At 57.4% G+C, this 13,503-nt stretch carries 10 protein-coding genes; 7 read left to right on the top strand and 3 right to left on the bottom strand.

The annotated features are described in order from the left end of the window. Positions 1 to 9: 9 nt before the first annotated feature. Positions 10 to 306, bottom strand: a complete 297-nt coding sequence (locus tag AC0V6W_RS09945; RefSeq protein WP_486149567.1) for a YciI family protein — start codon at positions 304 to 306, stop codon at positions 10 to 12. Positions 307 to 461: 155 nt separating this feature from the next. On the opposite strand from AC0V6W_RS09945, the gene putA reads away from it, so the two are divergent. The 4 genes from putA to dcd all read left to right on the top strand — a co-directional run bounded on the left by putA (position 462) and on the right by dcd (position 6,168). Further along, a complete protein-coding gene (putA, locus tag AC0V6W_RS09940; RefSeq protein ID WP_486149565.1) occupies positions 462 to 3,617 on the top strand; it encodes a bifunctional proline dehydrogenase/L-glutamate gamma-semialdehyde dehydrogenase PutA in 3,156 nt (1,051 codons plus the stop codon). A gap of 40 nt (positions 3,618 to 3,657) precedes the next feature. Then, positions 3,658 to 4,197, top strand: a complete 540-nt coding sequence (locus tag AC0V6W_RS09935; RefSeq protein ID WP_486149563.1) for a hypothetical protein — start codon at positions 3,658 to 3,660, stop codon at positions 4,195 to 4,197. After that, positions 4,143 to 5,525, top strand: coding sequence for a YncE family protein (locus AC0V6W_RS09930; protein ID WP_486149561.1), 1,383 nt, complete (start codon positions 4,143 to 4,145; stop codon positions 5,523 to 5,525). Before AC0V6W_RS09935 ends, AC0V6W_RS09930 begins: the two co-directional genes overlap by 55 nt. 88 nt (positions 5,526 to 5,613) lie before the next feature. Next, positions 5,614 to 6,168, top strand: a complete 555-nt coding sequence (gene dcd / locus AC0V6W_RS09925; protein ID WP_486149559.1) for a dCTP deaminase — start codon at positions 5,614 to 5,616, stop codon at positions 6,166 to 6,168. 71 nt (positions 6,169 to 6,239) lie between these two features. On the opposite strand, the gene AC0V6W_RS09920 is transcribed toward dcd, so the two are convergent. Further along, positions 6,240 to 8,102 carry a vanadium-dependent haloperoxidase gene (locus tag AC0V6W_RS09920; protein ID WP_486149557.1) on the bottom strand — a complete coding sequence of 621 codons (1,863 nt, stop codon included), beginning with the start codon at positions 8,100 to 8,102 and terminating at the stop codon, positions 6,240 to 6,242. A gap of 583 nt (positions 8,103 to 8,685) precedes the next feature. Here AC0V6W_RS09920 and AC0V6W_RS09915 point away from each other — a divergent pair. Next, positions 8,686 to 9,861 carry a saccharopine dehydrogenase family protein gene (locus AC0V6W_RS09915; protein ID WP_486149555.1) on the top strand — a complete coding sequence of 392 codons (1,176 nt, stop codon included), beginning with the start codon at positions 8,686 to 8,688 and terminating at the stop codon, positions 9,859 to 9,861. 84 nt (positions 9,862 to 9,945) lie between these two features. Here AC0V6W_RS09915 and AC0V6W_RS09910 read toward each other — a convergent pair whose 3' ends face one another. Further along, entirely contained in the window at positions 9,946 to 12,030 is a 2,085-nt protein-coding gene (locus AC0V6W_RS09910; RefSeq protein ID WP_486149553.1) for a TonB-dependent receptor, read from the bottom strand. A gap of 552 nt (positions 12,031 to 12,582) precedes the next feature. On the opposite strand from AC0V6W_RS09910, the gene AC0V6W_RS09905 reads away from it, so the two are divergent. Then, positions 12,583 to 13,158: a hypothetical protein gene (locus AC0V6W_RS09905; RefSeq protein WP_486149551.1), complete on the top strand. Its 576-nt coding sequence runs from the start codon at positions 12,583 to 12,585 to the stop codon at positions 13,156 to 13,158. 46 nt (positions 13,159 to 13,204) lie between these two features. Continuing rightward, positions 13,205 to 13,501 (top strand): hypothetical protein, encoded by a 297-nt coding sequence (locus AC0V6W_RS09900; RefSeq protein ID WP_486149549.1) that lies wholly within the window; start codon positions 13,205 to 13,207, stop codon positions 13,499 to 13,501. Positions 13,502 to 13,503: the final 2 nt, after the last annotated feature.

Here is a 13,503-nt window from a genome sequence, read left to right as displayed (position 1 = left end):
AGGTTCTGCCTACCCAATCCGCTTTGCCCAATCGCCTTTGAGCGGTTCAAATTCGTCCACTCTGATCGCTTGCCACACGCCGCCGGTGTAATAGGGGTCTGCTTCGAAAATGGCGCGCGCTGCGGCTTCGTCTTTGGCTTTGATAACAAGCAGCGAACCGATCATTTCACCGCCGCGTTTCAACGGCCCGCCCACGGCGTATTTGTCTTCGAGGCTGGCAACATAATCGAGATGCGCGGCGCGGTGGACCATGCGCAATTTCGCGCCCATTTCACCATCGCGGCAGTGAAAGCAGAACATGGGCATGGCTTGTACGCTCCTTTTCGCTTCCTCGATGCGTGTACCGTCTAGCCAGCCAGTGATGCGCTATCAAGGTGCGTAAGGCTTGATCCGGCACGCGGTGAGGCGCAAGTTGCAATTGCAACTATTCGAGTCGCGCCAGCAAAGGATCATGCACGCCTGTGACCACGCCCGATTTGCCATCCGGCTCCACCCACCAGATTGACCGCGCAGCCCTGCGCCGGGCCTATCGCGCCGACGAAGACACCTGCATTGCCGAGCGTCTCGAACAGGCAGCGCCCGCACGCCGGGTCAGCGCCGGCGCGGCCGCGCTTGCGATTGATCTGATTGAGGGCGCGCGCCGACAGAAAGCGAGCGGCATTGATGCTTTCCTCCAGCAATTCGGTCTCGACACCGAAGAAGGCATTGCGCTGATGTGCTTGGCCGAAGCGTTGTTGCGCGTACCCGATGCCGAGACCGCTGACGCGCTGATCCGCGACAAAATTGGCGATATCGATTGGGGCGAACATCTGGGCGAAAGCAGCTCAACTTTTGTCAATGCGGCGACTTTTTCGCTGATGCTGACAGGCGAAGTGCTCGATCCGCCCGAAGAAAAGCAGAAAGGCATGGGGCCAGCGCTCAAACGGGCAATGAACCGCATGGGCGAACCCGTCATCCGCACCGCCACATTGCAGGCCATGCGCATTTTGGGCGGACAGTTTGTCTATGGCCGCTCAATCGAAGAGGCTTTGAAACGCGCCGCACCGCAGCGCGCCAAAGGGCTGACCCATTCATTCGATATGCTGGGCGAGGCGGCGATGACATTCGCCGATGCGGCCAAATATCGCGCTGCTTATGAGGGCGCGCTTGATCGACTGGCGAAAGAGGCCAAAGGCGGCGTTGGCCCATCACCGGGCATTTCGGTGAAACTGTCCGCGCTTCACCCAAAATACACCTTTCTGCACGCGGGCGAGGCGCGCGCCGATATTGTGCCTGTGGTCCGCGATCTGGCGATCAAGGCCCGCGATGCCGACATTCATTTCACCATTGATGCCGAAGAGGCAGAGCGGCTGGAACTCAGCCTTGATATAATCGAGGCACTGGTTGCAGACGACACCCTGTTCACTCGCGCCGATGGTTCGCGCTGGGATGGGTTTGGCCTGGCGCTGCAGGCCTATCAGAAACGCGGCGTGCCATTGTGCGATTGGGCCGCGAAATTGGCTCGCCGTCATGGGCGCAAACTGTTCGTGCGGCTGGTAAAAGGCGCCTATTGGGATGCGGAGATCAAGCTGGCGCAGGTTGGCGGCTTTACCGATTATCCCGTCTTCACGCGCAAGCTTGCCACCGATGTATCCTACCTTGCTTGCGCAGCGCGCTTGTTTGAGCATGACGATGCAATCCGCCCCGCCTTTGCCACGCATAATGCATACACGATTGCGGCGGTAAAACAGATGAGCGGCGGCAAACCATTCGAGTTTCAGCGCCTGCACGGCATGGGCGAAGAAGTGTATGATGCGCTGCGCAAACTTGAAGGCAGCGCGCCCACCCCAGTGCGAATTTATGCGCCTGTTGGCGGACACAAGGAATTGCTCGCCTATCTGGTGCGCCGCCTGCTTGAAAACGGAGCCAATACCAGTTTCGTCAACCGGATGGGCGATGCAGGGACACCCGCTCAGGACTTGGTGAGCGATCCGGTGGAAGAGCTTGACGCGCTTGCCCCGCGCCGCAATCCGGCGATCCCCCTGCCATGCGATATCTTTGCAGACCGGGTGAATTCAGCAGGCGTGGACCTATCTGATCCGCTGGTGACAGCCCCTTTGCAGGCGCAGCTTGATGCGCTGGCCACGCGCCAGTGGCATGCCGCCCCCACATTTTGCGAAGCTGATCCGGGCGAAATTGCCCCCATCACGATGCCGCATGATCGCGCAGCGGCAGTCGGCACGCGCCGCGATGCGACGCAGGCGGAAGTGGAGGCAGCCTTTGCGCGCGCTGCTGAAATTCAACCCGGATGGGACGCGTTAGGCGGCGAAAAACGCGCGGTGCTGCTTGAAGAAGCGGCCAATCTTTACGAAGCGCACACAGCAGAATTTCTGTCGCTGTGCACGCGCGAGGCAGGCAAGACGCTGGTCGACGGCGTTGCCGAATTGCGCGAAGCGGTCGATTTTCTGCGCTATTACGCTGCAGAGGCGCGCCGCCAATTTGCCGCCCCGGTGATACTGCCCGGCCCGACGGGCGAGGAAAACACATTGAGCCTGCATGGGCGCGGCGTGTTTGCGGCGATATCTCCGTGGAATTTCCCGCTTGCGATTTTCACAGGCATGATGTCGGCAGCGCTGGCAGCGGGCAACACCGTGATTGCAAAGCCTGCTGAACAAACTCCGCTGATCGCCGCCTTTGCGGTCGAATTGTGCCACAAGGCAGGCATCCCGCCAGAAGCCTTGCAACTGATGCCAGGCGCAGGCGATGTTGGACAAATGATCACCGCCGATCCGCGCCTTGCAGGCGTCGCTTTCACAGGCTCCACGCAAACGGCGCGGGCAATCAACCAGACACTGGCCGCGAGCGATGGGCCGATTGCTACACTGATTGCGGAAACAGGCGGGCAGAACGCGATGATTGTCGACAGTTCAGCTTTGCCCGAACAGGTCGTGCGCGATGTGCTGGCAAGCGCGTTTCAATCAGCCGGCCAGCGCTGTTCGGCGCTGCGCGTGCTCTATGTTCAAGATGATGTCTATGACGATATGTTCGCGATGATCCGCGGCGGGTTTGAGGCGCTATCGGTTGGCGATCCTGCGCAGCTTTCCACCGATGTCGGCCCTGTGATTGATGAAGACGCGCAGGCCGCGCTTGAACGCCATATCGCCCGGCGCCAGCAATCAGGCCGCACGATCTGGCGCCATGCACATGGATCTGACCCTGTTCACGCTTATGGCCAAAGCTGCTTTGTCGCGCCCACCATAATCGAGATTGACGGCATTCTGGATCTGAAGCGCGAAAATTTCGGCCCTGTCCTGCATGTGGCGCGCTTTACAGGCGATCAGCTGGGCGCAGTGATCGATGATATCAATGCCTGCGGATATGGGCTCACTTTGGGCCTCCACAGCCGGATCGCTGCCACGCGCCGATTTGTGCAAAGGCGCGCGCGGGTCGGCAATTTCTACGTCAACCGCAACCAGATCGGCGCGATCGTGGAAAGTCAGCCTTTTGGCGGCGAAGGCTTATCAGGCACTGGCCCCAAAGCGGGCGGCCCGCATTACCTTGCCCGGTTCGCGACCGAACGGGTGGCCTGTGTCGACACAACCGCAGCTGGCGGCAATGCGAGCCTGTTAGCAAGCTGACCCCTTGGCGAGCAAACGTTAGCGCGGTAAACGCTCCGCCATGACCCAACGCCTTCGCCATGCGGCCACTTTGCTCGTCACTTTGTTTGCGCTCACCTGGAGCGGGACCGCCTTTGCCGCTGTCCAGATCCATTTTCACAGCTTTAACGGCTCTGTCCTGTTTGGCCGCTATCCGCACACATTCATCGTGCTCGAAGGGACGCTTGATGCCACGGGCGAGGTGATAAAGGAAAATTACGGCTTTTCCGCGCGCAAGGCGAATATGTCTGTGCTCAATGGCCCGGTTGAACATATGGTGCTGGCGGAAAGCGATAAGAATGTGAAGAAGACCAATCGTCATTTCTCCATGACAATCACCGATGCGCAATACCGCCGGATCATTGCCGAGGTGAAGAAATGGCAGAACGCGCCGGGCAAGTATTACGACCTCGACACGCGCAATTGCATCCATTTCGTGGGCCGCATGGGCGAGCTTTTGGGACTCAAAGTCGAATATCCCAAAAAGATGCTGCGCCGCCCGAAAAAGTGGCTGAACCATATCACCGCGCTGAACCCCAAATTGGGCGCAAAGGCGATTTGACGATACGTTTTGCCCCTGCCTCTGTCTCTGCTTCTGCCTTGGCTGCGGCTGCGGCGCTCGCTTTTGGGCTTTCGCCCGCGCTCCCCCTTGCTGCGCAAAATGCCGAAGCGGAGGCCGATAGGCTAGAGCTGGAAGAGGTCTGGACCATCACTGGCGGCCCCTATGGCTCCAAGCGAAAAATAGACCCGACTATCGCGATTACACCCGAGACAGTCTTCATCGATGCCATGGTGCCCAAAGGAACACGGGATCACGAAATCGTGCGTTCATTCGGCACCCGCGACGGCAGGCCGGGCGCGGTGATCCAGCATCCTGACGGCGAAGCGTTTGAAGGGCTGGGCGACAATATCGCTGCCAATGCGCGCTTCACAGTCACCGCGATCAGCGGGAAAGCGCAATTTGGGCGCGGGGGTGAATTGCTGGTCTATGACACGGCCACTCTCAAACTGCTGCACCGCATCAGAAACCCGCGCGCCGCCGCATCATATTACTTCGCCAGCACCGGAATTGCGCTTGTGGGGAGCCGCATTCTTGCTGCTGTCCCGCAGACCAATGACAATATCTCCACTGCCTGGGTGTTTGATGCAGCGACCGGCAAAGTGCTGCTGACGATTGACGAGCCTGACCTGCCCGATCCCAGGCTTGGCAAACCAAGACGCAGCGTCTTTGGCCGCAGCGTGGCAATGAATGACCGATATATCGCGGTGGCAGCCAATGGCCGGACAGGACGCGGCGGCCTTTACGCCAAGGGCATCGTTTATATTTTTGATGCGCGCGATGGATCGCTGCTTCACCGCCTCACATCACCCGGATCACCCAAAGCCAGCCTGTTTGGCGCTGGTCTTGCGATGTCGCAGGAACGCCTGTTTGTAACCGGGCTGGATGAGATAAAACTCGATCCCGAAGGCGCAGCGAGCGGCGGCGATATAAACTGGCCGGTGGGCAAGCTGCACGCCTTCAATCTGGCAACAGGGGCGCTTGAATACACTTTGTCTGATACCGGAGCACCCGAGACTTTAACCGATATCGGTGCCGGCAAAGAAGGCTGGGGCCTTGGCAATGCGATCAGCGCGGATGGGCCATATCTGATATCAGGCCTTCCCGATTGGTCAGGGGCGCAGAAAAACCAGGGCGGCTTTATCGTCTTTGATGAACGGACCGGCGAACAATTGCTGCGATATGCACACGAAAGCGGCCCGGCCTATGGCAGGTTTGGCAAAGCCATTGCAGCGCGCGGCGGGCTGATTGCTGTCATGGGCGAATATGAAGAAGGCGGGCCGGGCGCCGAACGCGTAGTGCTTTACCGTTTGAAAGAGCGCGCAGAGTAAAGCGTGTCAGCGCCAATGCGCCGAGACACCCCCAACAAAGTTCCTCCCGCATCTTGCCCTAAGCCGCGCCTTGCGAGAACGTGTCCTCATGGCAATTCTTTCAGACAAATGGATTCGCGACCGCGCGCAGAACCACGGCATGATCGAACCTTTCGTGGAAGCGCAGCGCCGCGAAGGGGTGATTTCCTATGGCCTGTCCTCCTTCGGCTATGACGCGCGCGTCGCGCCCGAATTCAAGATTTTCACCAATGTAAACTCAGCCACCGTTGATCCCAAAGCGTTTGATGCCGGCAGCCTGGTCGACCGCGAAACCGATGTGTGCATCATCCCGCCCAATTCCTTTGCCCTGGCACGCACGGTCGAATATTTCCGCGTTCCCGAAGATGTGCTGGTGATCTGTCTTGGCAAATCAACCTATGCGCGCTGCGGCATCATTGTGAATGTCACTCCGCTGGAGCCGGGCTGGGAAGGTCATGTGACGCTGGAATTTTCAAACACAACTCCGCTGCCTGCCAAAATCTACGCCAATGAAGGCGCGTGCCAGTTCCTGTTCCTACAAGGCAATGAACGCCCCGAAGTGACCTATGCCGACCGCGCGGGCAAATATATGGGCCAAAAAGGCGTGACGCTCCCTCGGTTATAGGGCCGGGGTTGTAGGGGCGTGCTTCACTGGGCATAGTCGCAACAGAAAAAGCCAATTCAGCACGCCGCCTTTTAACGCACTCCGATCCGTTCAACGGGGCCATCAAATGTTGGCACTGACATCACAAAGGGATCGGTGGGATAGCCAATGGCTTGCTCTTCCAGCATGCCAATCGCGATCTCTTCTCCCATTCGCACGCTGTCGTAATAATCGGTGAAGTAATGAACGCCGGCCATATTGCGCCCGATGGATATGTTCGCGGCCAGCTTGTTCAATTCCCCTTCGAGTGTCAGCGGGCATTCGATCTGATGCGCCACCAGATTTTCGCCCGTCTCATCGGTGACGATCTTGATGTATTTCACCGCAAATTTCGTCCCCTTCTGGGCCGCCGTCTTGCCCGCGATCTGTTCTGCGGTGAAAAATCCTGTTTCGCTGGTGGTGTCGCCGTTTTGCGTGGTGTCGATCTGGACCAGAATGGCCGATGTGTCGAAAAACGCCTTGAGCACAGTGACACACGCGCCCGCGACCGTTGCATGGCCTGCGCCATAAGCGGGGTGCATGGGTGACCCTTCGGCAAAGGTCATAGGCAAGAGGATCGTGTCGGTGTCCTTGCCTTTGCCGCCGATGGCGCTGTTATGCGTGCGGATAGCGGCCGCTGTCGGGTTCAATCCTGCAAGCGTGCCCGTCAGCGCGCCGCAAACGCTGGGATAAGCGCTTTCAATCTCGCACGCTTTTTCCAATCGGCCTGCCAAAGCCTCGGGGCGCAAGCGTATGTGATTGTTGAATTTTTGATAACGCACCGCTTTCAATGCGCGCGTTGCCACTTCTGTGACCAGCGTCAGGATATGCGGCCCGCCATACAGCGCAAATCCGCCTGCATTGCTGGTTTTCATATCGCCAGTTGCCGCATTGGTCAGCACGCTGAAGCCGCTGCCACCCGACAGATTGTCAAACGCCGGATCGGTTGCTGTGCCCGCAGACCACAGAATAAGACACGCATTGAGATAAGCCTGATACAGTGCATCAAAATGCACATAGGTCGCCAGATCGCGCGGTGTGTGAATGAAGCGGCGTGTCGCTCCCCTCAATGCCTGCCCCGATGGCGAACCATCAGATGCGGTCACGCCGTAACCCTGTTGCACTTCGAGCCAATCGCCAAAGTCGATCATGTAATCATCGCGCACAGGCGCTGCGGGCACTCGCTGATCCACGCTCTGCGCGCCGTACCCAATATAGCCATCGAGAACGTCGCGATTGCCCGTCCGATCCGCATTGCCCATCAACATGAAGGCGGAGAGATAGGGGCCTTTATCAGAGCCGGGAGAAGATCCGCGAAAGATGGTTTGCGCATCCAAGGCGTTGCCGCTGCCCAGTTTGCGCGGGCGGCCTTCAAATTCACAGCAATCAGACACATGCTGGATGTATTCCATAGCGTTTAACTGGTCGATGGACGCTGTGAGATCAGGCGCATCGCCATGGTCGTCAAACTGCGCAAAAGGCACATCGCGCACCAGCGCCAGTTCATAAACCTCCGCCATTTCGAAAGTCAGTTCATCGCTGCCAAGACGCGGCGCAGGTGCCATGGTGACAGCTTGCGCATCGGGCCCTTCCAAATCGAAGACCAGACCTGCTGTGGGCGCTTCCCACAGACGGCGCGGCTGCTCCATCGGAACGCAAACGCGGGTGGTGAATGCCTCGATTTCGCCCACGTCGATGGCATGGCGGAACGCCTCGAAATGGTTCTTATCTATAATCAGCCCGGTGATCTTGCAGTGATCAAGCCCCTTGGTAAAGCTCATCAAATACTTGGACGAGGCAAAGGCCTGTTCATCGCCATTGGCTTTGTGTTCGGGGTGGGCGCGATTAAAGGCGAGTTCCGCAGCATGTTCACGGAAACGCTTGGCTTCTATTCTACGGTCATTGTTAAGAGGCATCGCTTTATCCTTATTCATTTAAGAAACAGACTATGCGACCCGTCTATGATTTGGATAGATAGACGCCTTTTCGAATAAATATTTGTACGGATACGACTTTAATTTACGCGTTTACTAAAAACGGACTAATATTAGGTAATGTGAATAATATTGATGGCAGGCGGTTCTGAAAACGCGATGGGTTGAGGGATTTTTGCGCCGCGCATTTTCCTACAGAACCGGATTTTGCTTTAAACGCGCGGATGAATGCTGAAATCTCTCCTGTGTTGGCTCTCTTGTCGGGCGTGTTTGTGGTCTCGGCACAAGGGGCAAGGTGTGCGCTTCAAAAGCGGCTCAGTGCGCCGCACTACGGTGGCATGTTGGCCGTTTTGGGTGACACAGCGCGCGGCTACAGTGACGCTTTGCGCAAATTGGTGACGGTTTTGGGGCAAGAGTGACGCAATGGCGGTTTTACCCTCTGGACCGTGTAACATGCGGTCCATGTGTTCCTCACGCACGATGAACCGAGTGCTTGTGGCAGCGGCAGATCGGGCTTTGACACAGGCCTGCTCCGCGCGCATGGGAGAGGCAAAGGAGACACACAATGGCAGACACTGAATTCGACATCATCGTATATGGCGCAACCGGCTATACCGGGCGGCTGGTCGCTGAATATCTGCACAACCACTACGGCGCATCGGGCAACGCGCCCAAATGGGCGATGGCCGGGCGTTCGGCGGATAAGCTGGAAGCAGTGCGCGCCGAAATTGGCGCGCCTGCTGATACGCCGCTGGTGGTGGCTAACGCCGACGACTTGGGCGAACTCGAAGCCATGTGCGAGCGCACACGCGTCGTCATTACTACGGTCGGCCCCTACCAGCTTTACGGCGATAAGCTGGTGCAGGCCTGCGTAACCACGGGCACCGATTATACCGATCTGTGCGGAGAACCTGCATGGATGGCGGACAAGATCGCTCAGCATCAGGATGCCGCCAAAGCGTCCGGCGCGCGCATCTGCTTTTCCAGCGGGTTCGACAGCATCCCCTTCGATCTGGGCGTCATGATGACGCAAAAGGAAGCGGCAAAACGCTTTGGTGCGCCAGCAAACCGCGTGCGCGGGCGCGTGCGGGCAATGGCCGGCACATTTTCAGGCGGCACCGCAGCCAGCCTGACGGCAACGATGAAAGCGGCGGCGAAAAACCCCTCGATCTTCAAAACGCTTGCCAGCCCCTTTGCGCTGACACCGGGCTTTGACGGGCCAAGCCAGCCGAGCGGCATGGTGCCGCAATATGAAAAAGACCTCGACAAATGGGCCGCGCCGTTCGTGATGGCGCCAATCAACACCAAAAACGTGCACCGCACCAATTTCCTGCTTGGCCATCCTTATGGTGAGGATTTCCAGTATGATGAAATGATGCTGACCAGCCCCGGCGAAGCGGGCAAGAAAATGGCCGAGGCGGCGGCTGACATGATGAAAAACCCGTTCGGTTCAAAACCACCCAAGCCGGGTGAAGGCCCATCCAAGGAAGAACGCGAAAACGGCTTTTATGATGTGCTGTTTGTCGCCGAAGGCGCGGATGGTGAAAACCTGCATTACGGAGTCAAAGGCAAACATGATCCGGGCTATGGATCAACCAGCCGCATGATCGCAGAAACAGGCATGGCGCTGCTGGAAAGCAAAGCAGAAGGCGGCGTTGGCACACCTGGCGCGTTTCTGGGTGAAGCGCTGGTCAAGCGCCTCGAAGAACACGCCGATCTGACTTTTGCGTTAGAGAACTAGGCGAAAAAAGGGCGGCCATTCCGGGGGGATGAATGGCCGCCCTGCTCCCGGGTCGCTTGGGAACTTGAGAAGCGATGTCCGCTATTAGAAACTGAACCGCACGCTTGCGCGGAAATTGCGTCCAGGCAAAGGCACAAAATCCTTGGTAAAGCTGGTGTGACGGCGGCCGGTCACATCAAAGATGTTGTCCGCGCTCACCAGCACAGTCACACTGTCATTGGTGGGGATCGGCTGCCAGGACGCGCCAAGGTTCACGAGAGTGAACGCATCAGTGGTGGTCTCAAACGCGGCCACATCGTTCTGCTCGGCAAACCATTCCACTTCGCCGCGCACGCCAAACGCGCCCATTTCCGCATCAAGCGCGGCCAGCAGGCTGAACGGCGGCAAACGCGGGACAGACCCATCTGTCCCGCCCATCGCCGGATCGCCATGGAGATCAGCCGAAACATATTCAGCCCGCAAATCGGCGGTTAGGGCAAACGTGTCCTGCTGAACCAGCGGAACGATCAAATCGGCCTCAAACCCAAAGAAGGACGCATCTTCCTGAAGGATCTGGAACACGGGCAAATCATCTTCTTCATCGCCTGTGGGCGACAGGAAAATGAATTCATCAAATGACTGATAGAACACCGCAAGATTAAACCGGGTATCACCAAGGCCTGCGCTTACGAACGCTTCCAGTCCCCAGGCGCTTTCGGTGTCGAGATCGGGATCGCCAATTTCAAACGCCTGCGTTGCAATATGCGGGCCATTGGCGAACAGCTCTTCACCAGCGGGCGCGCGTTCGGCGCGCGAACCGGTCAGGCCAAAGCGGGTGCCTCCTTCGGTAACGAGGATGGCGGACAATGCGCCGGAGAACAGGTCAAAATCACGATCGAGCGCAAGGGCATCAGAGCTGACATCGACATGCTCATAGCGCCCCGCTGCCTCGATCTGCACGCCGCCAAGGTCAAATTCCTGCACCGTGAACACCGCAAATTGAGTTGTGAAATTGGGCGGCACGAACGCTTCTTCGCCCACGGCGGAAAAATCGCGCGCGGTGTATTGCGCGCCAATAACGCCGCCTTCGCGCTGGATCAGTTCAGCACGCGCTTCGAAACTTTCGGTGTCGAAAACGGTGCCAACTTCATCGCCTTCAAATTCGGTGTGCGTGTAATCGGAATAGCCTGCACGCACATTCAATGCAGAGAAGAACCCGCCGCCCAGCACGATTTCAGCGCGCATGTCGGCACGGAATTGCTCAAGGCCGATTGAGACGATTTCTTCGCCCTCTTCCTCTTCGCCTTCTTCTTCACCTTCTTCGCCGTGCGCATGTTCACCGCCCGGACGGCCAATCAAGCCGTAAAAGGTATCGTAATAGCCGACAGAGGCCCCAATGCTGTGTTCGCCGAGGAAGGCGGTAAACCCGCCATTGACCGTCCAGGTTTCGGTCCCGCTATTGGGCAGGAACCCGCGTTGATCGGCGGTTTCGCGCAGTTCTTCGGCTTCTTCGAATTCGCCTTCTTCTTCCTCTTCGGCGGCATCTGCGAGCAGATCAGCACGCAAATCATCGGTCAGTTGAAAACCGGGAATGGAGACATTGCCCGTATCGCGCCAACTGCCATCGACATGCAGCACCAGGTTGGGACTGACAGCGAAATCCACAGATGCGCCGCCTGATATGAGATCGGTTGCAGTGTCTGCGGCGGCAAGGGCATCAACACTGAACCCGTTTTCGGGCACTTCGCGCGGGATGCGTTTGTCGATCACATTGACGACGCCGCCGATTGCCTGGCTACCGTAAAGTAAAGACGCAGGCCCGCGCAGAACTTCGATCCGTTCAATGGTAAGCGGTTCGGCAGTGACGGCATGATCTGCTGATGTGTTGGACACATCTGCGGTGCCCAGCCCATCGATCAAGACACGCACACGCTCCCCGTCAAATCCGCGCAGAATTGGCCGCGATGCGCCGGGGGCAAAACCGCTGGCCGAAACACCGGGCAATTTGGCCAGCACTTCGCCGACCTGTCCGTTAAGATCGCGCTGAATGTCCTCTTCATCGACAACCGATTTGCCAGCAAGGAAATCGAGCTCCTTTAATCCTTCTGCGCTGACGATGATCCGGTCACGGCCTTCGGCACCATCACCCGTTTCATTTTCCTCGTTAGCAAGAGCGGGAGTAGCGCCCATTGCGGCCAAAAATACTGTCGCAATCGCAAAGCGCGAGGCACCATTTACTTTGAGGCTAGTCATTATAGCTTCCCGTCAAATCCGTGTGATAATATATCATCCATCTAACGTGGTGGGTTCGCAGCGCAAGGGGGCTAACGCCTTTTTCATGCTTGCGCGGGCGCTAAAGCCAAACTGGCGCTGTACCTGCGGCACGAAGGACACACTGATCACCGACAGACGGCAAAACCAAGGGCTCGGTGCAATCTGGCTGCGCTACCTGCGGTGCTTCGCTTGCTCCAGCCTAGAGCGCGGGAATGGCCGATTTCGCTTCTGCGGGCGCGTCATATTGATTGGCGAGACTGTGCTTCAATACTGCTGCGAACCACTGGCACGCGAAATTGATGATAAAATTTTCTAGTAAATCAAACGACTTATCCGTTTTACTTTGACTTCATTGGAAGCGAATTTTAAAAGGAAAGACTAAACCTCGCTAATTCTTCTGAATTGCCCAAGTGACGAGTGTTTTGATCGATTCTGTTGCTTGAATAATTCGTGAAATTTCGTATAGTAATGACCATGGCCGAAATCCTAGAACCCGAACTTGCTGATCCTCTCGAAGGCGTCCGCGAAGATGCAAAAAGCATGCTTGCATCGCTATCCGCGCGCCAGAAAGAAGTGCTTGAGCTTAAGTCGCGCCGGCCCACCCCTTCGAACAAGGAGATTGGGCGCAGCGTTGCTGGCGGTGCGATATCCCCCAGCATGGTTGAAAAGCATCTGACTCGCGCGAAAATCAAAATGGGCGCGGAGACGATTGACGATGCCATCGTCGAATTTGTGATGGCCAGAGCGCTTGTGAAAGACCCCACGTGGGGCTTTGGAGACCTCGAATTGGGTGAGGCTGTCGTCCAAAAACTGGCTCGGGCGTTGCCTTCGGATGTCAGCCACCAGTTTTGGACTTCACCTGAGTTCAAAGACTTTGTGAAAGACCTCCGCGGCAGCGGCCCGAAGGCTTGGGATGCCCAGTTTGGGTCGGCATGGCGATTGATACCAATTGTCATGATAGCTGTCACAGCGCTGCTCTTGGTGGGCAGTTCATTGGTGATTGCTAACGCTCTGGATGAAAGGCATGCTGAACAGCCTTCGTAACCGCAATCGGAGACGAAGTATGACCCTGCACACCACTGTTCAACACATGAGCGATGAGTTCCATTCCATGACGATTGAGCTCGACACATTGATCGAAAGCCTGTCCGGCCAATTGGCAAACGCCACGCAAGTGCGCCGTGAAACTGGCATGACCGGCGTTGAAAGCCAGCGGACCATCGCACACCTGACAGATGCTCTTTCGCGCGCTACCGAACTGCGCAAAAGCCTCACTTTGGCGCACAGTTCGTCGGAAAAAGACGCTGCCAAAGCCGATTTGCCATTCACTTGCCCGGACTTTGCTTCGCTTGAGACACCTTATCTGCGTGCTGTGGGCGACAGTTAAAA

Source organism: Erythrobacter sp. JB1-7, from assembly GCF_057365015.1.
This window is presented reverse-complemented; position numbering and strand designations above follow the sequence as displayed.

What these genes read in the sequence shown, in the direction of transcription:
- AC0V6W_RS09945 (WP_486149567.1), bottom strand. Translation starts at nt 306, where the DNA reads ATGCCCATGTTCTGCTTTCACTGCCGCGATGGTGAAATGGGCGCGAAA.
- AC0V6W_RS09935 (WP_486149563.1), top strand. Translation starts at nt 3,658, where the DNA reads ATGACCCAACGCCTTCGCCATGCGGCCACTTTGCTCGTCACTTTGTTT.
- dcd (WP_486149559.1), top strand. Translation starts at nt 5,614, where the DNA reads ATGGCAATTCTTTCAGACAAATGGATTCGCGACCGCGCGCAGAACCAC.
- AC0V6W_RS09920 (WP_486149557.1), bottom strand. Translation starts at nt 8,102, where the DNA reads ATGCCTCTTAACAATGACCGTAGAATAGAAGCCAAGCGTTTCCGTGAA.
- AC0V6W_RS09915 (WP_486149555.1), top strand. Translation starts at nt 8,686, where the DNA reads ATGGCAGACACTGAATTCGACATCATCGTATATGGCGCAACCGGCTAT.
- AC0V6W_RS09910 (WP_486149553.1), bottom strand. Translation starts at nt 12,030, where the DNA reads ATGGGCGCTACTCCCGCTCTTGCTAACGAGGAAAATGAAACGGGTGAT.
- AC0V6W_RS09905 (WP_486149551.1), top strand. Translation starts at nt 12,583, where the DNA reads ATGACCATGGCCGAAATCCTAGAACCCGAACTTGCTGATCCTCTCGAA.
- AC0V6W_RS09900 (WP_486149549.1), top strand. Translation starts at nt 13,205, where the DNA reads ATGAGCGATGAGTTCCATTCCATGACGATTGAGCTCGACACATTGATC.